Here is an 18,227-nt window from a genome sequence, read left to right as displayed (position 1 = left end):
AGCCCGCTGCTTGGCTCTCATCCGCCGGTGGCGATGGTCAGCACCTTGAATGGCGTGGTGATGATGATCTCGGCGACGGATCCGACTGCCTTGCCGAGGCCTCTGCCGAGATTGTCGATCTGGCCCTGCGTGGGTTCGTCCGATGCCAGGCCGGCTGGAGCGCGCAGACGGTCGCCGAGCAATTGCACCAGGAACGGGTTGTCGGCGAATTTGGCGTGGTTCAGGCGGTCGCCGCCCTTGATCTGGCTGAGGTCGGCCACAACGACGCCGTAACTGGCAATGTCGGCGGCGTTGCCGTAGTCGCCGACGCGCGGCTTGTCGCCGGATAGCAGGCTGGACAGTCTCAGAGCACGGTCGTCGGCGGAAAGCAGGATGACGAACGGCCTGTCGGGCTTGCCGTAGCGGATCATCTGCTTCTTGAAGACGTCGACATCGATATCGGGCGATGCCAGGACGACACGGCCGAGCTTGCCGTCGAGATCGCGGTCGCCGGTGATGGCGAGCTGGCGCAGCGCTTCCATCGTCACCCAGGTTCCCATCGAATGCGCGATGATGTCGATGCTCTTGACCTTTGTCTTGGCGAGCATCCTGAGCGTCGCTTCGAGGTCGTCGCGCGCGGCGTTGGCGCTGTCCTTGTCGTAGATATAGCCCGTGGTCTTGCCGCTCGAAGCCCACGAAAACAAGATCGGCGTACCCGGATATTCGGTGTCGTGGGCGATCTGCGTCAGCCGGTAGACCCCATCGTCGAAGCCGTTGTTGAAGCCGTGGACGAAGACCAGCGCGCGGTCGCCATTCATGGTGATGTTGGCGCCGACGGCCTTGGCGAATTGCGAGGCGTCGCCATAGTGGACGACGTCGGTGGCGGTGAATTGCTTGGCCGGGTTCGAATTGGCCGAGCCCTTGGCGCGCTCGATGGCGCCGACCTGGTGGACCTTCGGCACGGTGACGTCGACCCGGGCGTAGCTGGTGGTCAGCGAGCGATCGCCATCGAACACCTGGCGTGGGTCCTTGGTCGCCTGCTTGCGGGTGGTGGCGACGAAGATTTCGTGGGTGGCCGCGATGTCGGAGGCAGGCACCGAAACCGTCGTCTTGTTCAACAGGTCATGGGTGTTGGGGCCGGCGCAGCCGGCGGCAGCTAGCGCGAACGCAAGGACCAGGACAGTCTTCCAACGCTCGTTCACGCGGGCTCCCGCTGGCGCATTGGCGCCGATTTCAATGTCGTAGAGGCAGAGACCGGCCCGGTCCAGTTGAAAGTGATCGGGCCGAGCGGCATTCGCGACCTCACGCGGCGACGGTCGCCGCAAGGCGACAGCCTTATTGTCCGAGCGCGCTGATACGGTCGGTCACCGTCTGGTCGCTGGCAAAGCCGTCATCCTCGCGCAGCCGCTGGCCGATCATCTTCACCAGTTCGGGATTGTCGGCGAATTTGGTGTGGTTGAAGCTGTCGCCTCCCTTGACCTTGGAGAGGTCGACCACGGTGACGCCATAAGCGGCGAGGTCGGCGGCATCCTTGTAGTCGCCGACGCGTGGCCGCGAGCCGGCAATCAGGCCTGAGAGCCGCAGCGCCCGGTCGTCGTCGGAGAGCAGCAGGATGAACGGCTTGTCCGGCTTGCCGTAGCGGCGCATCTGGCTCTTGAAGACGTCGACGTCGATGTCGGGAGAGGCCAGCACGACATCGCCGAGCTTGCCGCCGAGATCGCGGTCGCCGGTGATGGCCATCTGGCGCAGCGTTTCCATGGTCACCCAGGTTCCGAGCGAGTGGGCGACGATGTCGATGCGCCGCGCGCCGGACTGCTGCAGCATGCGCAATGTCACCTCCAGCTGATCGCGGGCGGCGCTGGCGCTTTCCTTGTCATAGACATAGTCGGTGGTTCTGGCGCCGGATGCCCAGGAAAACAGCACCGGCGTGCCGGGATAGCCGGAATCGTGGACGATCTGGGTCAGGCGGTAGACCGCGTCATCGAAGCCGGTGTTGTAGCCATGCACGAAGACCATGACGCGGCCGCCGCGCGCGGCAATGTCGGCATTGAGCGCGCTTGAGAATTGAGGCTGCGCATCGTAGCCGACGACCTCGGAAGCCATGAAGTATTTCGCCGGGTCGTTCGACTTGCCGCGCGAGCGGCGCTCGATCTGGCCGGTCTGGTGGGTGCCGGGAACGGTGACGGTGACGCGGGCGTAGTTCAGCGTCGCCGAGCGTTCGCCGTCGAAAACTTTGTTGGGATCGTCGGATTTCTTGCGTGTGGTGGCAATGAAGATCGAGTGATTGCCCGAGATTTCGGTCACCGGCGTGGACATGACGGCGCTGCCGAGCAGTTCCTCGGTTTTGCGGCCGCCGCAGCCGGCGATCAACAGGGCAAGTGCAAGAATGCAAATCGTCTTCAAACGCACGTCAAAAATTCCACTCCGGCCAAAAGGCCCATATACCCCCGCGGCACCTCCCGGACAGTGAGAGTGCGGCAGAAGTAAGTCGTGTCCAGCCGAAATGTGGTCAGCGTCGAGCCACGGTCATCGCACTGTTGCGCGAAAGCCAGAATGGCGGCAGGAACGCCGGAATGTTGGAGAAGGGCAATACCTCGGGTTTGAGCCTGATGCCCAGCACGTCGCGCATGAAGGCGCGGCGCGCCTCGATGCGGCGCCATGCCTCGGGATAACGGGCCGCGATCTCCTCGCGCAACGCCTCATCGGCAAGCGCGATACCGTCTTCGATGTTGGTGGTGAAATAGCTGGTTCCGGTCGCCGGAATGATGTCGACCTGCAGCGCCATGCCCGATTGCAGCTTGATGTCCGAGCCGGAAAACACCGGCGAATGCATCCATTCGTCGATATGGACGAGATGGCCGGGATTGAGCGAGACGCCGAAGAACGGGTCGCCTATGCGGTCATGCACGGCTTTCCAAAGCGCTCCGCCGGCAACGCCTATGCCGATGGTCTCGTACCAGTCGACGACGGCGGCGAAATAGGGCGCTACCAGCTGTTCGACATAGTCGCTTATCTCGCGCGGCAGTTCGGCCGCGCTCTCGACCAGGAAGCCGGCGCGGGCGTTGAGCGAGCCCTGGATGCCATAGGCCATGGTGACGGGATCGCCGCGCTTGATGATGTCGAGGCGCGGGCTAGGCAAGCCGTAGGGCGCACGCCTGCCGGCGGACAGCATCGGGTGGCAGCACAGGGGCAGGCCGTTGATCCCCATCAGCCGCGCGGCCTGCAATTCGCTCATGCCGGGCTGAATATTCCCAAGCACGTTGCGCAGGCCCTGCGAGGAAAAGGTCGCGGCGAATTCGAAGGACGCCAATTGGTCTGCCTCGTTGATGGCGCGTAGGCCGTCGGATGGGTTCATCAACAGGTTGGCGGCGTTGACCACCGCGCCTCTGTCGCCGGCCAGTGTGCGCAGCGTATCGGCGATGAAGGACGGCAGGTCGAGCGTCGTCTCGCCAAAGCCGCCATCGCCGGGCCCGAACGGCTTCCAGCCGATGGCGCCGATTTTCTGCCCGGTCTTCAGGCCGCAGGCGGCAAGCGTGTCGGCAAGGGAAGCGGAGCGGTCGCGTGGCTGCGCTGGTAGCGAGAAGGTCTGGTAGAGCACGCGCTCATAGGGTCCGTCGCAGATTTCGGCATAGCCCCAGCCTTCATTCCCGACGAGAAGTTTCGGCTGGCTGCCGGGGACGATGACCAGCAGGGTCTCCTCGAAACGAGGGTCGTAGCCACTGAGATAGGCGACATTGGCCGCGTGCTCTCGGTCGCCATAGACGGCGAAGGCATCGAGCCCGGCTTTAACCCCATGCGCCAGTAGAGCATCGATGCGCGCTTCGTAGGTCTGGCGCTTAAGCGGCGGCATCACGGTCGGCTCGCCGAATTCAGGAAGGTCTACGGTCTTCAGGGCGACAGCCGAAACAGGCATGAGGATGGCTCCAGTGGATTTCATCCGGCGCATCAAAGCGGCGGCCAGCGGGCATCGGTGGCCGCAAACGGCGAATTGTGCAATAGGCTTCGCCTTCGAACCATTCGATCCAGAGGTGACGGCGCCATGAACAGTTTCTCCTTCCGTGTCGCCACCGCCGCAGCCGCGATCCGCGAGATCTTTCCCGAAACGCCGCTGCAGGAAAACGACTATTTGTCGAAGAAGACGGGGGCTCGGGTGCTGTTGAAGCGCGAGGACCTTTCACCGGTGCGCTCCTACAAGATCCGCGGCGCCTTCAACTTTTTCCGCAAGGCGCTTGCCGCCGGCAACGAGGCCGAGCTGTTCGTCTGCGCCTCGGCCGGCAACCATGCGCAGGGCTTTGCCTTCGTCTGCCGCCATTTCGGCAAGAAGGGCGTGGTCTTCATGCCGGTGACGACGCCGCAGCAAAAGATCGACAAGACGCGGCTGTTCGGCGGCGATTTCGTCGAGATCAGGCTGGTCGGCGACTTCTTCGACGACTGCTACCGCGCCGCCTTCGAATTCACCGAAAGTTCCGGCGCGCATATGGTGCCGCCCTTCGACCACAAGGACATTATCGAGGGGCAGGCGACGGTCGCCTATGAGATCGCCGGCCAGATGCCGGGCGCGCGCATGCCCGACATCATCATGCTGCCGGTCGGCGGCGGTGGCCTGGCCGCGGGGGTGACGCACTATTTCGCCGATCAGCAACGTGACGCGCGCTACGTCTTTTGCGAACCGGCCGGTGCGCCGAGCCTGCATCAGAGCCTCGCCAGCGGCAAGCGCGTCCGGCTCGCCAATGTCGACAATTTCGTCGACGGCGCGGCGGTGGCCGAGATCGGCCGCGAGCCGTTGCGCCACCTCAAGGAGTTCGCCGCTCAGGCGGTGCGGCTGATCCCTGAGAACCGGCTCTGCGCCACCATGATCGAGATGCTCAACATCGAAGGTGTGGTGCTGGAGCCGGCCGGTGCCTTGGCGATCGACGCGTTGAAGGATTTTTCGCGCAAGGAAATCCGCGGCAAGACCATCGTCGCGGTGGTGTCGGGCGGCAATTTCGATTTCGAGCGGCTGCCCGACGTGAAGGAGCGGGCGCTGCGCTTCGAGGGGCTGAAGAAATACTTCATCATCCGCTTTCCGCAGCGGCCGGGCGCGCTGCGCGACTTCCTCGAACTGCTCGGTCCCGACGATGATATCGCCCGCTTCGAATATCTGAAGAAATCGGCACGCAATTTCGGCTCTGTGCTTATCGGCATCGAAACCAAAGACCGGCGTAACTTCGATCTGCTGAGGGCAAATTTCGAGGCCGAGGGCGTGCACTATCAGGACATCACCGACAACGAGACCCTGGCCGGGTTCATCATATGAGCGGTACAGCCTGCCACCCGAAGCTCGAAGAGCGAAGGGTGGTCTTCGTCGCGCTGTTTTCCGGCATCAACGTCGGCGGCAACCGCATCGTCAAGATGGCGGAGTTGCGAGCGTTTTTCGAAGAGTTCGGTTTCTCGGACGTCGCCAGCTATGTACAGAGCGGCAATGTCGTGTTCCGGGCCAGGAAGGGCGACGCCGCCACGCTGACGAAACAGATCGAAGCCGCTTTCAAGAAGAAATGGGGCTTTCATTCGCGCATCAAGGTGCGCGATCTCTCCTGGTTCGAACGGTTGGTGAAGGAGAATCCGTATCCGGAAGTCGCCGGCGATCCGACCAAGCTTCACGTCTACACGCTGGAGCGCCAGCCGACGGCGGACGAGATCGCCAGGCTTGCCGAAAAATGCACCGGCCCGGAAAGCTTTGAGGTCAAGGGCGACGTGCTTTACCTCAAGGCGCCGGACGGGCTCGGCAAATCGGTGTTCGCCGGGCTGATCCCGCGCATGCTGAAAGTGCCGGGCACCGCGCGCAACTGGCGGTCGGTGCTGGCGCTGCTGCAGATAGCGCGTTCGCTTTGAACCGCTTCTACGTTGCGATCACGATGCTAATTAAGCCTCGGCTAAACAGTTGTTTTTCTGCAACAATTTTCGATTATCCGGCCTAGGCAGCTTAATGAATACTGCATGTCTGTGCTATGCTCTTTCCGACGCATTGGGGAGTTTCATGAAACGTCTGCTTCTCGCATCTACTTTCCTGATTTCGGCTTGCGGCGCGGCGTTCGCCGCCGACGTGATTGAGACCGTACCGGCAGGGTTTGTCTGGTCGGGTGGCTATGTCGGCATCAACGCCGGCTATGGCTGGGGACGCGGTGACGCGGTCGACCAGACGGATTCCTTCTTCGACGAGGAGCTTGGTCAGACCCATGACGTCGATACCGACGGCTTCCTCGGCGGCGTTCAGGCCGGTTACAACTGGCAGTCCGGAGCATTCGTCTATGGCGTCGAAGCCGATCTGGGCTATCTCGGCATCGAGGGCGACAGGACTATCGTCGAAGAGCCGGACAATTTCGGATCGGCGAAACTGGGCGTCTATGGCGATCTGACGGCACGTCTGGGCTACGCCACCGACAGGCTGCTGATCTACGCCAAGGGCGGCGCGGCGGCGACTCACTACAAATTGAGTTATGGCGATACTTTCGATTTTGACGGGGTGCCCGACCCGGACAGCAGCGCATCGAGGAGCGGAGGCCGCTTCGGCTATACGATCGGTGGCGGTGTCGAATGGGCCTTCGCCGACAAATGGACCACGAAGCTGGAATACCAGTACTTCGACTTCGGCAAGGTCCGTTTGACAGATATCGAGGGCAACGACGCAAGGGTGAAGATCGACGCCCATACGATCAAGATCGGCCTGAACCACAAGTTCTGATCGATCCGTCGTTCCGACAATTCAGATGGCGTCGCAACCAAGTGACGCCATAACGTTGTCCGGGGCTGGCAGCTTCCGGCGTTCGGCGTTGCGGCTGACAGCAGATCAGGTCGCCGGAGCCTGCTTCCACTCGAAAGTCAGCTCCTCGCGGAAGGCGAAGCGCTTGATGTGATCGGCAACGACGCTCTCCATGCGCTCCAGCGATCCACTTTCATCCGTCGACACCGTGATATGCAGCGCTGCCGCATCGGCATCGAGAACCGTGCGGCCGAGCGACAGATCGATGGTGCCGTGGTTTGGATCGAACTCGACGGGAAATTTGTGCGCCCAGTGCTTGCACAGCTGCTGCAAATAGCGGCTGGCATATGCGGTGGTGACATCGGCACGGCTGGTCGGCATAAATGAATTCTCCTGGATGAGGCACTGGCTCTGTTTGGCTGGCGCGACAGGCAGGTAAATAGGTGCCGTTGCTCGAAATGGCAAAGGCGGCCGGCTTGTCGGCGCGGCCGCCTCGCTCAAGATGGCGTGATCGCTACCAGGTGCCGGTGTTCGGCATCGATGCCCACGGCTCGGCCTTGGGCTTGGCCGGGCCCTTCTGCAGCAGTTCGAAGGAGATGCCGTCCGGCGACTTGACGAAGGCCATGTTGCCGTCGCGCGGCGGCCGGTTGATGATGACGCCATTGTCCATCAGATGCTGACATGTGGCGTAGATGTCGTCGACCTCATAGGCGAGATGGCCGAAATTGCGGCCGCCCTTGTACTCCTCCGGATCCCAATTGTAGGTCAGTTCGATCAGCGGCGCCTTCTCAGTGATGCCGCTTTCTACATCCTCGGAGGCGGCGAGGAAGATCAGCGTGAAGCGGCCCTGCTCGTTTTCGTAGCGGCGCACTTCCTTCAGGCCGAGCTTGTTGCAGTAGAAATCGAGCGAGACATCGACGTCGGCGACACGGACCATTGTGTGGAGGTAGCGCATGGGATTTCCTCGGGGATGTTTGGGTTGCGAGGCAACATAAGGTCCACCCCGCCGGAGGGCAACGAGCATCGGACTGGAAAAGTGATCACCGGTTTTTGGAAAATCAGGTTGCTCTGACAAAAGCGTCCGACCACAAGTGGTTGCCGATTTCGGCAAAATCCGATGCAAATTGCCGACCGGTTGACGGCCTTGACGGATCGCCATTGCAGCCGGCAGCGACGCCGGCAAACAACAAGTCAGCTATTCCTGTATTCAACCGTGAAAAAAGGCACGGCAGGTCTTGCACACCCCGGAAGCGGCGGTGTTAATCTAATGTCAAGAATCACTTGCGGTTTTCTTGAAAAAAAGGGGGCGTTCTTATGGGGGATAAGGCCTCTTTCACGAGGCGGGATGAGAACCTTGACGACGCCCTGAAGCGCGACAGTGGCGGCGATAGCGCCGACCTTGTCGAAATCGCCGGCGCCATCAAATGGTTCGACGTGGCCAAGGGCTACGGTTTCATACTACCCGATGACGGTTCCTCGGGCGACATCCTCCTCCATGTCACCTGCCTTCGAAAGGACGGTTTTCAGACGGCATTGGAGGGCGCGCGTGTCGTGTGCCTTGTCAAGCATGGCGACCGTGGTTTGCAGGCTTTCCGGGTGCTGTCCATGGACACCGCGACCGCGGTCCATCCGGCCGAGATGCAGGAACAGCGCACCCATGTGGCGGTGACGCCGGAAAGCGGGCTCGAGCGGGCGCTGGTTAAGTGGTTCAACCGCACCAAGGGCTTCGGCTTTCTGACGCGCGGCGAGGGCACCGAGGATATCTTCGTCCATATGGAGACGCTGCGCCGCTATGGCATCACCGAGCTCAGGCCCGGACAGGTCGTGCTGGTGCGTTTCGGACGCGGTGACAAGGGCCTCATGGCTGCCGAGATTCACCCTGATATGGGCACCTTGCCGGTCGCGCATTAGGACGCGAGCCTTCCTGAGGAAGTCAGGACGGCGTTTTTCTTGGTTTCACCACGATCTTATCCGAATACCTGAGACCACTTTTAGGGATCATGGTCTTTGGTCGAGGATTTCCAATGGCGTACAGGAACTGGCTGACAGCGGGCGCGCTCTGCGTCATCGTTGCGGTAGCCGCAGGCGCTTACTTCTATTCCGGGCAGCCGACCGCATCCCAGCAGACGATCGCCGGCGGTCAGGCGATGATCCTTCCCGTCGATCCGACACCCTTGGTCGTGGCGACGAAAGGGGGCGATAAATCCTTTTCGATCGAAGTCGCCGACACCGACTCGGAACGCGAGGCCGGCCTGATGTATCGCCAGGATATGGCCGACAATCATGGCATGCTGTTCGTCTTCGAGATGCAGAAGCAGGTCGGCTTCTGGATGCACAACACGCCGATGCCGCTCGACCTGATCTTTGTTGGACAGGACGGCAAGGTCCGGGCCGTCAAGCACGGCACTCCATTGTCCGATGCAGTCATCTCGCCGGGTGTGCCAGTGCGCTTCGTGCTGGAGCTCAAGGCCGGCACCGCCGCCAAAAACGGCATCGACTATGGCGATCTGCTGCGCCATCCGGCCGTCGGCACGGTGTCCGGCCCCGGCATGCCGCCATCGGACAAGGGCAACGCGCCCACGCCCGGCGCCGGCTGAGCCGCTCCCGATGCAATTCTTCTCCCATGACGGGTTCGACTTCGCCTTCCTCGACCGCCAGCCGGCGTCGGGGGCGGGCGATCCGGTGCTGATGATCCACGGCTTTGCCTCCAGCCACTATGTCAACTGGGTATCGCCCGGCTGGTTCAAGACGCTGAACGATGCCGGCTATCGCGCCATCGCCTTCGACAATCGCGGCCACGGCTCGTCGTCGAAAAGCTATGACGAGGCCGACTACACCCCGGCCAAGATGGGCTCGGACGCGGCGGCCCTGCTCGACCATCTTGGCATCGGCCGCGCGCATGTCATGGGCTATTCGATGGGCGCGCGCATCGCGGCGTTCCTGGCACTGTCGGATCCCGACAAGGTGGCGACGCTTGTCTTCGGCGGGCTCGGGATCGGCATGGTCGACGGCGTCGGCGACTGGGATCCGATCGCCGAGGCGCTGCTGGCCAACGATCCGGCCGCCACCAGCCATCCGCGCGGTCGCTCGTTTCGCGCCTTTGCCGATCAGACGCGCAGCGACCGCCGCGCGCTGGCCGCCTGCATCGCCACGTCGCGCGAACTGCTCAGCGAAGACGACATGACGCGCATCGCCCAACCAACGCTGATTGCGGTCGGGACGACAGACGATATCGGCGGCTCGCCCGACGAGCTCGCCGCGCTGATGCCGAACGCCAAGGTGTTTCACATAGACGGCCGCGACCATATGCTGGCTGTGGGCGACAAGACCTTCAAGCAGCGGGTTTTGGAGTTTTATGCCGAAAATCCGCTTTAACCGGTAAGCGATTTTCGGGCGATATGGATTGGGCGGCCGGCGAGGGGTGGCAAACAATGGCACAATGGGGAAGAAGCGCCGAGCTCTGCCGGGCGCCGTCGTGACAAGCAAGTTCGGCAAGCGTTCCGTCATCCTGGCGCTGCTCGCCTTCGGTGCCGGTGTGATGGCGCTGACCACAATGGTGGCGCTTCCGACCCACGCATCCGAGCGTGCCCAGAACATCGCCACGGGTTTCTTCATGGCGGTTTTCCTGCTGGCAGGGCCGTTGGCGCATATTGCCGGATTGATTTTCGGGCTGATGGCGCTGGTGCGTTCGAACGATAGCCGCGTGCTTGGGGTCGTCGGCATCCTGCTCAACGGCGGCTCCCTGGCGGTTGGCTTCCTGCTGCTTGTGGCAATGGCATCGACGATCGGCGCTTTCACCTGATCGGGGACGAGTAATGGCCGGATGGGGAAGAAGCACGATAGCAATGCCCGGCGTGGCGGGGCGGAGCAGCTTGGGCAAACGCTCGGTGATCCTGGCCCTGCTGGCGTTCGCAATGGATTTTGCGGCGGTGGTCACGCTGGCGTTGATGCCAGGCGAGGCGTCGCTGGCCGCTCAAAACGTCCTCGGCGGGGTTTTTCTGCTGGTGTTTCTCGTTGCGGCGCCGCTGGCGCACATCACCGGCGTGGTTTTTGGCTTGATGGCACTGGGACGTTCAAACGACAATCGTGTCCTCGGCATCGTCGGTATCATCCTCAACGGGCTGTCGTTGGTGATCGGCCTGTTCTTTGTTTGGGCGGCCACCAAGTCCGTTGGCGCCTTCAGGTGATCGATCTTCGTCTGGCTTGCAGCCGGAGGCGGTGCCGCTTTGGTTGACCTTCTCGTCACCTATATGGACATGCGCGAACCGAATTCGGCGCCGGCTTTCGACTGCCCGCTATCGGGCGCCACGGTGGCGCGTGAAACACTTGATGTGGCCGACTATATCAGCCTCTACCACGCGGTCGGCGAGCCCGTGCAATGGGACCAGCGGCTGCGCATGCCGGCGGAAGACCTCGAGCGCCTGCTGGCGCTGCCCTCGACACATATCCACGTGCTGCGCGTCGAGGGCGTGGCCGCTGGCCTGTGCGAATTCAACGGCGTCGGCCAGCCTGAGGTCGAACTGGTTCATTTCGGGCTGATCCCCGTCTTCCACCGCCGCAGGCTTGGGCCATTCCTGCTCGACCAGGCGCTTCGCGCCATCTGGTCGCGGGCGCCGCAAAGGGTCTGGCTTCATACCGACACATACGACCATCCGGCCGCGCAATCGGTCTACAGGCGCGCCGGTTTCAAAGCCTATGCGCAGCGCATGGAGACATTTCCGGATTAGGATTTGAGCGTTTCTAGAGACCGCGCCAGGTTTTGCCTGGCCTGGGGCTCGAACCTGTGGCGGAATTCCTGCGTGTGAAAAATATGCTGGCGCGCGAGGAAAGTCTTGAGAATCGCGCCGCGACCGGCGCGCCACATCGGCTCCTCGACCCAGCCATATTCGCGGCGGACCGCTTGTTCATAGGCGTCGAAAGCGTCGGCTGACGCACCCAGGATCGCCAGGTCCATGTCGAGGAAAAGCGCTGCGTCGCGGAGGGCGTTCTGATCGGCAAGGCCCCGTGGTTGAAGGCTGGGCAGTTCATGCGTGGCAGTGGCGACGATCATCGCCGCGATGCGGCCGAGGCGCTCCGGATCGGTGCGGGCGGCAAGTTTGTCCTGCGCAAGTGCTGCACTCCTGGCCTCGTTGTCCTTGGCGCGGCTGTCATATATGGCGTCATGGAACCAGATTGCGGCTTCGACGGCGCCGGAATCATGCAGCGATGCTCGATATTCGTCCGCCAGCGCCAGCAACGCCTCGATATGGGCGAGGTTGTGATAGTGGCGATCCGGAGCTTGATAGAGCGCGGAGAGCGCGCGTTTCAGCGGAGCGTCGATCAAGGGTTCGTTTTCCATGGCGGCTTGAATTTCCGTGAACCAAATCCATTTCACCGAGCACTAAGGAAAATTGAGTTCAATCGTGCTATGATCTGGCTTATATGTGCCGCCGGAGAATAGGCAAGCGGCCAGGACGCAGGACAAGACGTCGATGAACAGCATCAGCATTTCCCGCCCCACAATGGTCCAGCCGGTCGATCCGATCTGGCGTTCGGTCCGCGACGAGGCGATGGAAGCGGTCAACCGCGACCCGCTTCTGGCGGCGTTCCTCTATTCGACCATCCTCAACCAGGAGAGCCTGGAGGAAGCTGTCATCCATCGGCTCGCCGAGCGGCTCGCGCATCAGGACATCGGCTCCGACCTCATCCGCCAGACGTTCAAGTCGATGCTGGCCGACGACAAGGAATGGTCGTCGATCGTGCGTGTCGACATCCAGGCCTATTACGACCGCGATCCGGCCTGCGACCGCTTCATCATGCCGGTGCTCTATTTCAAGGGTTTCCATGCCATCCAGACGCACAGGCTGGCACATTGGCTGTGGAATCAGGGCCGCAAGGATTTCGCGCTCTATCTGCAGAGCCGCTCGTCCTCGGTGTTCCAGACCGACATCAACCCGGCCGCCCGCATCGGCAAGGGCATCTTCATCGACCACGCCACCGGCCTCGTCGTCGGCGAGACGGCGGTGATCGAGGACGATGTGTCGATCCTGCACGGCGTGACGCTGGGCGGCACGGGCAAGGCCGGCGGCGACCGCCACCCCAAGATCCGTTACGGCGTACTGATCGGCGCCGGCGCCAAGATTCTCGGCAATATCGAGATCGGCCATTGCTCGAAGATCGCGGCAGGCTCGGTCGTGCTGTCGCCGGTGCCGCACAACAAGACGGTTGCCGGCGTACCGGCCCGCGTCGTCGGCGAGACCGGCTGCGACCAGCCTTCGCGCCAGATGGACCAGCTTTTGCCGTCGCAATCGATGGACCAGGTCGTCAGCTTCGACATCTGATTTGCAACACCCGGCGCGCCGGACTGAAGTCCGGTTGCCGGCGCCGTTGCCTCTGAAGCATGATGCCGAAAAGTGTGAGGCGGTTTTCGGACGACATCATGCTCTACCTCCTTGATTTAGAGGCGGATTTGGATTCGACCTGAAATCATCCGGCCCCAGGGTTCGCGTTCTATCCAGCCGGCTTGCCTTTACATCGCTATTGTCGACGTGCCAGAAGCGCGTTCCAACGAGCAAGCCCGACGATCGGAGAAGACTTTTGAAGCCGGACGAAATCAGAAAGCTGGACGCCTATTTCAAGCGCGTCTTCCAGAATCCCAAACTCGAGGTGAAGGCGCGGCCGCGCAAGGAAGATTCGGCCGAGGTCTATGTCGGCGACGAGTTCCTCGGCATCGTCTTCAAGGACGAGGACGACGGCGACTATAATTTCTCGATGGCGATCCTCGACATCGATCTGGCCTGAGCCCAGACGGCTACGGACTTCGGCGATTGGCGGCAGCCAGCTGCGCCATCGTCATCCCGGGGAGAAGCAGCCGCACAGCGGCGTCGCTGAGACCCTGGGATATATTCCAGGCCTCGGCTCAGGAATGTGGCGGTCCAGAACTGCCTCTGCTGCTTCCCAACAGTAATTCTGCACCGCTTCGCTGCCTTAAGGGCATGGAACGGATCCTCGGGTCCGCGCGGCTTCGCGCCCATGTATGACAAAAGCAGAGGGCCGCTACCGTGCGGTCTTTAAGACGCGCGTGGCCTCGGCGACGATAGCGGCGTCAAGCGCTGGCCAGTTGCCCAGCAACTCCCGGGGAAAGCGGTAGGTCAGGCTGAGGCTGTCGCCGACCTGGATGTCGCGCTCGCAGGGCGCCAGCGATTCCTCGGCGCTCGGTCCGCTCAGGCAGCGGGCGACGAACGGGTCCTTGCCGGCCCGGTCGGCGACCGCAAGCACCTCGTTGAGATAGCCTGATTTTTCGCTAAAGCCGTAAATCGTCGTGCCGCCGGGGCCGGGCGCGCCGGGCTGGCTGATCAGCGCGCTATAGATCGGCGCGAAACGGCCGCTCATGTCGCGCGACATCATCTGCGGTTCGAACGACAGGAAGATGATGTTCTTGGCCGTGCCCGTGTGGTTGAAATCGTCGCGTGCGGCTTCGCTGTAGCCGTCCATCTGGGGATAGCGCAGATAAAGGTCGAGGCGCGAAGCGATGCCGTCGCGCCGCGCCTGCAGGAAGCGGATGGCGTTGGCCGGCACGGCAATGACATTGTTGCCGATCACCACCTTGTGGACTGTGGTGTCGTCGGTGTAGCCGGCCATGGCGATCGAGCGGCCGAACCATTTTCCGCCAAGGCTGATCGCCAGCGACAGCAGCGCCAGTGCGGCAAAGGCATAGAACACCCGCTTCATCAGCACGGAATCGACGACGTTGAATTCTTCGGCGGTCGCTGCCTGCTTCATCGCAATCCCCATAGTCGCCGCCGTCTGTCCCTGGGCTGCACACATGCCGCGGCACGGCTCTTGCTGCGCTGGACGCGACTGTGCGATCTCATGGTAAACGGAAGGTAAAGATGAGCCTGCTGCTGCCCGTTCTCTTCGCTTTCGCCGTCGGGCTCACAGCCTGCGGGCTTACCGGGTCCGTGATGGAACTGGCGGCGGGCCGCCGGCTTGCCTTTGCCGAACCTTATGTGTCGCCGGCGTACATCCTGCGCTCGCTGGCCGCGACCGCTTGCGCCGGTCCGTTCATGCTCGCCAACGATGCGCTCGATGCGCGGCGCGACGGCCGCATTTCGATGCTGATGCTGGTGTCCTGCGGCTGCACGGTGATCGCCTGGGCGCTGGCGCTGGGCATCGTGCTGATCGCCATTGCCTCCTGGGGCATTGGCTCTCCTGGTGCGCTTCAGCTGTTGGTGGAATCGCTGGCGCGGTATTTGCCTTGAGGCAATTGCTGGGGAAACCGCTACGCGGTTTTCCCAGGATTGTTCTAGGGTTTGTCCCGGCCTGCGACGAATCGGAGACTGGAAATGCCGACCTATGTAATCGACGGAAAATCGCCCCGTTTCGAGGATGCCGACAGCAACTGGATCGCGCCCGATGCGACGTTGATCGGCGACATCAGCGTCGGTCGCAATGCCGGCTTCTGGTTTGGCGTGGTCATCCGCGGCGACAACGAGGCGATCGTCATCGGCGCCGACAGCAATGTCCAGGAACACACGGTGATGCACACCGATCCCGGTTTTCCCCTGACGATCGGGCAGGGCTGCACGATCGGCCACCGCGCCTTGCTGCATGGCTGCACGATCGGCGACAACAGCCTGATCGGCATGGGCGCCATCGTGCTCAACGGCGCCAGGATCGGCAAGAACTCGCTGGTCGGCGCGGGCGCGCTGGTCACCGAGGGCAAGGAGTTCCCCGACAATTGCCTGATCGTCGGCTCGCCCGCGCGGGTTATCAGGACGCTGGACGACGCCGCGGTCGCCAGGCTGCGCGCCTCGGCCGCGCACTACGTCGCGAACGGCAAGCGCTTCAAGGCGGGGCTGAAGAAGGCCTGAACTCTATCCTGTTTGACGATGATCTTTTCCGAACGGCAGGTCAGCGCAGCAAAAACCGGTTCTCACTTTTCGCTGCCGAGGTCCTTCGGTTCGCGATCATGGTCCAGAAATGGTGGAGCCGGCCCGGGGACGGGGCCGGCTCCTTAAAACCCGGTCGTTGGGGACGGGGAGGGTGGGGGACTCGACCGGGCTTTCTCGTTAGGCACGTCGCATTATTCGATGTGCTTGACCTCTGTGATGGCGTCCTAGCGGACGCTGGCAACCGCGTCGGCGCGACCGTCATTGATCGTCACCCACACGCCGGAATTCTGGTCGGACTGGCGCTTCAGGTAGGTGTAGTCGGTGTCGGTCCAGGACAGCACCTTGGACTCCAGATTGTCGAGGATGAACTCGCCGAGGCTGGTGCGCACGGTCAGCACCGCGTGGCCGTCGCCATTTTGTTGGCGCGCCACGGTCATCAAGAGATTGCCGGCGGGAACGCCGAGCGCCATCAATTCGCGGCGCTTCTCCAGCGCATAGTCCTCGCAGTCGCCGAAGCCGCTGTCGGGATAGGACCAGACCTCTTCCTTACCCCACATTTCCATGTCGGTGCGCGGCACGATCCGGGTGTTGACCGAATTGTTGACGTCGACGATCGCCGCCCACAGCTTGCGGGTCAGTTCGACCGGTGCCTGCTTCGGCGTGCGCTGAGCGCACTCCTGCGGCAGCTTCTGGCAGAATTCGTAGTGACCGACCGGCTGTGTCGTGCGGCCGCCAGTGTGCATGTAGGCCGGTCCTGCTGCTTGCGCCGTTCCCCAAGCGGAAAGCTGCATCGCCATTGCCAAGAGCAACAGCTTGCCCCACGTCTTTGCCATTCGTCAGTCTCCCCGTTTGAGGAGACAATGACAGCGTTGGATTTATTTGACGCAAAAACCCGAAGTAGACATTGAGTAAAAGCTCAATAGAATACGCGTAAAATTTGACCTATTTTAATATAAAATCGTTCAGGTCTCGGCGTAAAACCGCGGTGTCGGGGCGCGGATTTCCGGGTGGAGCCGTGGATTTGCTGCGTGCCGCTACAAGCTGGAGAGGCAGGCGGAACGCCGGCAACAAAAACCGGCCGCGCAGGGCCGGTTCGTTTTTGCTGCCTGTTGCCGATCGTTCAGGCGCGCGGGGCGTTGAACTCGGAATCGAGCGTTTCCGGGCGCTGGATGACGGCGAATTCGATGGCGACGCCATCCTCGAAATGACGCACCACCTGGCCACGCATGGTGCCCAGCATGACCTGGATGCCGAGCGCCGGCTTGACGTCGATCTCGACCGCCGCGCCCGACAGCGACAGGTCGATGATGCGGCACTGATACTGGCGCCCGTCGGTGAGCTGCAGCACGCTTGTCGGGTTGCGCGGCGCCACGCGTTCGTGGCGGCGGTCTTCCGGCAGGTCGAGTTCATGCTTGTTGGCGAGCCAGGTCAACTGCGCGGCCAGTTTGTCCTTCTTGCGATCCGAGGCAATGACGGTCATGGCAAAGCCGTCCTGCGAAGTGCGCGTCACCACGCCCTCGATGCGGCCGATATGATCGATATAGGCAATGATTTTTTCGCCCGGCATGCCGACGCGCTCGGTGCGCAACGCGACATTGCCCGGTGACATATCGACGACCTGGCAAGGGTGTTCGGTGCGGTCCTCCAGCATGAAGCGCCCGTAGATCTTGACCCGGACGCGCTGAAAATTACGCCTTTCGGCGCGGGACGGTGCGTATTCGACCGCCGCTGACCTCATGACTGCCTACACCCCGTTGGCATTCCCGCGTCGTGCGTGGAATCTCGGCAAAACTACAGCCAAGCAGGTTAACAAAGGGAAAAGTGGGCCCCCGATAGTTAAGATTAGCGCCGGCTTGGAGACTATTGCTCGCGCCCGCCGTCGAACACGACGAGGTGGCGGATACGGCGCGACCGACCGAGCGCCGAGATGGTCTCCGGCGCTTCGAGTTCGGGAGCCAACGACGGAACGGATATTTCCGGCCGGTTTTTCAGGAACATCGGTTCCTTGTCGGGATCGATGACGCGGATGGCGTCGATCAGCGCGTCGGTGATCGGGTCGGCGCCCAGCCAGAACGGCTTTTCCACGGCGCTGATGACGCCGAGGCAGCGCGGGTTCTCGACGCCGCCGTCGAGCGGCAGCGCAAGCAGTTCGAAGTGGTTGGACCGGCCGCTGCGGCTGAACCCCTCATAAGTGATCAGCACCACGGATTTCTGCTCGAAAACGCCGTGAATGAGGCGCGACACCAGCCGCTGGTCCTTCTCGCGCCATAGCGAGGGGAACGAAAACCCCTTGAGCTCGCGGCCGTAGCCGGCGCAAAGCCTGGTGCCGGCAAGCCGGAACACCGCTTCGCCGCGCGTATCCCTTTCCAGGATGAAGGTGTCGGCCAAAAGCGCCTTGATATCGGCCGGTTCGACTTCCGAACGCTTTGGGGCAGGACGTCCACCACGCAGGCGATTCCAATAATGGAACAGCGCGATTGATCCGTTCTGGTTCATGCTATGAAACTCCGCGCATTCTGCCGTCTGATGGTCCCATCGGTGAACAGAAAGGGCGCCCTCCGATGACCTACATGCGTTCCGGAGCAGGATGCGTGCCAGCGTCGTTAAGACTTGTTCACGGGTCGGGGACGTTAAGG

General features: G+C 62.3%; 23 protein-coding genes. 13 read left to right on the top strand and 10 right to left on the bottom strand.

Annotated elements, in window-relative coordinates:
- Positions 1-17: 17 nt before the first annotated feature.
- The 3 genes from ACYG97_RS10305 to ACYG97_RS10295 all read right to left on the bottom strand — a co-directional run bounded on the left by ACYG97_RS10305 (position 18) and on the right by ACYG97_RS10295 (position 3,892).
- A complete protein-coding gene (locus ACYG97_RS10305) occupies positions 18-1,181 on the bottom strand; it encodes an alpha/beta hydrolase (protein ID WP_023734424.1) in 1,164 nt (387 codons plus the stop codon).
- A 133-nt stretch (positions 1,182-1,314) separates the two neighbouring features.
- Positions 1,315-2,388 carry an alpha/beta hydrolase gene (locus ACYG97_RS10300; protein ID WP_023695396.1) on the bottom strand — a complete coding sequence of 358 codons (1,074 nt, stop codon included), beginning with the start codon at positions 2,386-2,388 and terminating at the stop codon, positions 1,315-1,317.
- A gap of 100 nt (positions 2,389-2,488) precedes the next feature.
- Positions 2,489-3,892, bottom strand: a complete 1,404-nt coding sequence (locus ACYG97_RS10295; protein WP_023734423.1) for an aminopeptidase P family N-terminal domain-containing protein — start codon at positions 3,890-3,892, stop codon at positions 2,489-2,491.
- Between the two features lie 126 nt (positions 3,893-4,018).
- Between ACYG97_RS10295 and ilvA the strand changes: the two genes are divergently transcribed.
- From ilvA to ACYG97_RS10280, 3 genes are all read left to right on the top strand, one after another.
- On the top strand, positions 4,019-5,275 hold the full coding sequence (ilvA, locus tag ACYG97_RS10290) for a threonine ammonia-lyase IlvA (protein ID WP_023734422.1): 1,257 nt from the start codon (positions 4,019-4,021) through the stop codon (positions 5,273-5,275).
- Positions 5,272-5,850 (top strand): DUF1697 domain-containing protein, encoded by a 579-nt coding sequence (locus ACYG97_RS10285; RefSeq protein ID WP_023734421.1) that lies wholly within the window; start codon positions 5,272-5,274, stop codon positions 5,848-5,850. Before ilvA ends, ACYG97_RS10285 begins: the two co-directional genes overlap by 4 nt.
- A gap of 145 nt (positions 5,851-5,995) precedes the next feature.
- Positions 5,996-6,700 carry an outer membrane protein gene (locus ACYG97_RS10280; RefSeq protein WP_023734420.1) on the top strand — a complete coding sequence of 235 codons (705 nt, stop codon included), beginning with the start codon at positions 5,996-5,998 and terminating at the stop codon, positions 6,698-6,700.
- 105 nt (positions 6,701-6,805) lie between these two features.
- Here the strand turns inward: ACYG97_RS10280 and ACYG97_RS10275 are convergent, their stop codons facing one another.
- The gene (locus ACYG97_RS10275) at positions 6,806-7,099 is read right to left on the bottom strand and encodes a DUF2218 domain-containing protein (protein ID WP_023681521.1); all 294 of its coding nucleotides are present in this window, start codon (positions 7,097-7,099) and stop codon (positions 6,806-6,808) included.
- Positions 7,100-7,232: 133 nt separating this feature from the next.
- Complete coding sequence (locus tag ACYG97_RS10270) at positions 7,233-7,673, bottom strand: VOC family protein (RefSeq protein ID WP_023667513.1); 441 nt, start codon at positions 7,671-7,673, stop codon at positions 7,233-7,235.
- 359 nt (positions 7,674-8,032) lie between these two features.
- On the opposite strand from ACYG97_RS10270, the gene ACYG97_RS10265 reads away from it, so the two are divergent.
- The 6 genes from ACYG97_RS10265 to ACYG97_RS10240 all read left to right on the top strand — a co-directional run bounded on the left by ACYG97_RS10265 (position 8,033) and on the right by ACYG97_RS10240 (position 11,445).
- On the top strand, positions 8,033-8,629 hold the full coding sequence (locus ACYG97_RS10265) for a cold-shock protein (protein ID WP_027050415.1): 597 nt from the start codon (positions 8,033-8,035) through the stop codon (positions 8,627-8,629).
- A 113-nt stretch (positions 8,630-8,742) separates the two neighbouring features.
- Entirely contained in the window at positions 8,743-9,315 is a 573-nt protein-coding gene (locus ACYG97_RS10260) for a DUF192 domain-containing protein (RefSeq protein WP_023681518.1), read from the top strand.
- A gap of 10 nt (positions 9,316-9,325) precedes the next feature.
- Positions 9,326-10,093 (top strand): alpha/beta fold hydrolase, encoded by a 768-nt coding sequence (locus ACYG97_RS10255; RefSeq protein WP_023681517.1) that lies wholly within the window; start codon positions 9,326-9,328, stop codon positions 10,091-10,093.
- A gap of 100 nt (positions 10,094-10,193) precedes the next feature.
- Entirely contained in the window at positions 10,194-10,520 is a 327-nt protein-coding gene (locus ACYG97_RS10250; protein WP_156933922.1) for a hypothetical protein, read from the top strand.
- Between the two features lie 70 nt (positions 10,521-10,590).
- On the top strand, positions 10,591-10,905 hold the full coding sequence (locus ACYG97_RS10245; RefSeq protein ID WP_023667509.1) for a hypothetical protein: 315 nt from the start codon (positions 10,591-10,593) through the stop codon (positions 10,903-10,905).
- Positions 10,906-10,944: 39 nt separating this feature from the next.
- Positions 10,945-11,445, top strand: coding sequence for a GNAT family N-acetyltransferase (locus tag ACYG97_RS10240; RefSeq protein WP_023734418.1), 501 nt, complete (start codon positions 10,945-10,947; stop codon positions 11,443-11,445).
- Here the strand turns inward: ACYG97_RS10240 and ACYG97_RS10235 are convergent.
- Positions 11,442-12,056: an HD domain-containing protein gene (locus ACYG97_RS10235; RefSeq protein ID WP_023734417.1), complete on the bottom strand. Its 615-nt coding sequence runs from the start codon at positions 12,054-12,056 to the stop codon at positions 11,442-11,444. The genes ACYG97_RS10240 and ACYG97_RS10235 overlap by 4 nt on opposite strands.
- A 133-nt stretch (positions 12,057-12,189) precedes the next feature.
- Here ACYG97_RS10235 and cysE point away from each other — a divergent pair, with 133 nt between their 5' ends.
- Positions 12,190-13,038: a serine O-acetyltransferase gene (gene cysE / locus ACYG97_RS10230; RefSeq protein WP_023667506.1), complete on the top strand. Its 849-nt coding sequence runs from the start codon at positions 12,190-12,192 to the stop codon at positions 13,036-13,038.
- A gap of 256 nt (positions 13,039-13,294) precedes the next feature.
- Positions 13,295-13,498 carry a DUF3126 family protein gene (locus ACYG97_RS10225; protein ID WP_006200852.1) on the top strand — a complete coding sequence of 68 codons (204 nt, stop codon included), beginning with the start codon at positions 13,295-13,297 and terminating at the stop codon, positions 13,496-13,498.
- 255 nt (positions 13,499-13,753) lie between these two features.
- Here the strand turns inward: ACYG97_RS10225 and ACYG97_RS10220 are convergent, their stop codons facing one another.
- Positions 13,754-14,479: a hypothetical protein gene (locus ACYG97_RS10220; RefSeq protein WP_023734416.1), complete on the bottom strand. Its 726-nt coding sequence runs from the start codon at positions 14,477-14,479 to the stop codon at positions 13,754-13,756.
- A 110-nt stretch (positions 14,480-14,589) separates the two neighbouring features.
- Between ACYG97_RS10220 and ACYG97_RS10215 the strand changes: the two genes are divergently transcribed.
- Positions 14,590-14,958: a DUF6949 family protein gene (locus tag ACYG97_RS10215; protein WP_023734415.1), complete on the top strand. Its 369-nt coding sequence runs from the start codon at positions 14,590-14,592 to the stop codon at positions 14,956-14,958.
- A gap of 84 nt (positions 14,959-15,042) precedes the next feature.
- Positions 15,043-15,570 (top strand): gamma carbonic anhydrase family protein, encoded by a 528-nt coding sequence (locus ACYG97_RS10210; protein WP_023734414.1) that lies wholly within the window; start codon positions 15,043-15,045, stop codon positions 15,568-15,570.
- A 245-nt stretch (positions 15,571-15,815) separates the two neighbouring features.
- On the opposite strand, the gene ACYG97_RS10205 is transcribed toward ACYG97_RS10210, so the two are convergent.
- The 3 genes from ACYG97_RS10205 to ACYG97_RS10195 form a co-directional block, all read right to left on the bottom strand.
- The gene (locus ACYG97_RS10205) at positions 15,816-16,424 is read right to left on the bottom strand and encodes a transglutaminase-like cysteine peptidase (RefSeq protein ID WP_023695381.1); all 609 of its coding nucleotides are present in this window, start codon (positions 16,422-16,424) and stop codon (positions 15,816-15,818) included.
- Positions 16,425-16,711: 287 nt separating this feature from the next.
- Positions 16,712-17,329 (bottom strand): PilZ domain-containing protein, encoded by a 618-nt coding sequence (locus ACYG97_RS10200; RefSeq protein ID WP_023667501.1) that lies wholly within the window; start codon positions 17,327-17,329, stop codon positions 16,712-16,714.
- 122 nt (positions 17,330-17,451) lie between these two features.
- Positions 17,452-18,087 carry a PAS domain-containing protein gene (locus ACYG97_RS10195; protein WP_023734413.1) on the bottom strand — a complete coding sequence of 212 codons (636 nt, stop codon included), beginning with the start codon at positions 18,085-18,087 and terminating at the stop codon, positions 17,452-17,454.
- Between the last annotated feature and the right edge of the window lie 140 nt (positions 18,088-18,227).

This window comes from Mesorhizobium sp. W067 (assembly GCF_054719525.1).
This window is presented reverse-complemented; position numbering and strand designations above follow the sequence as displayed.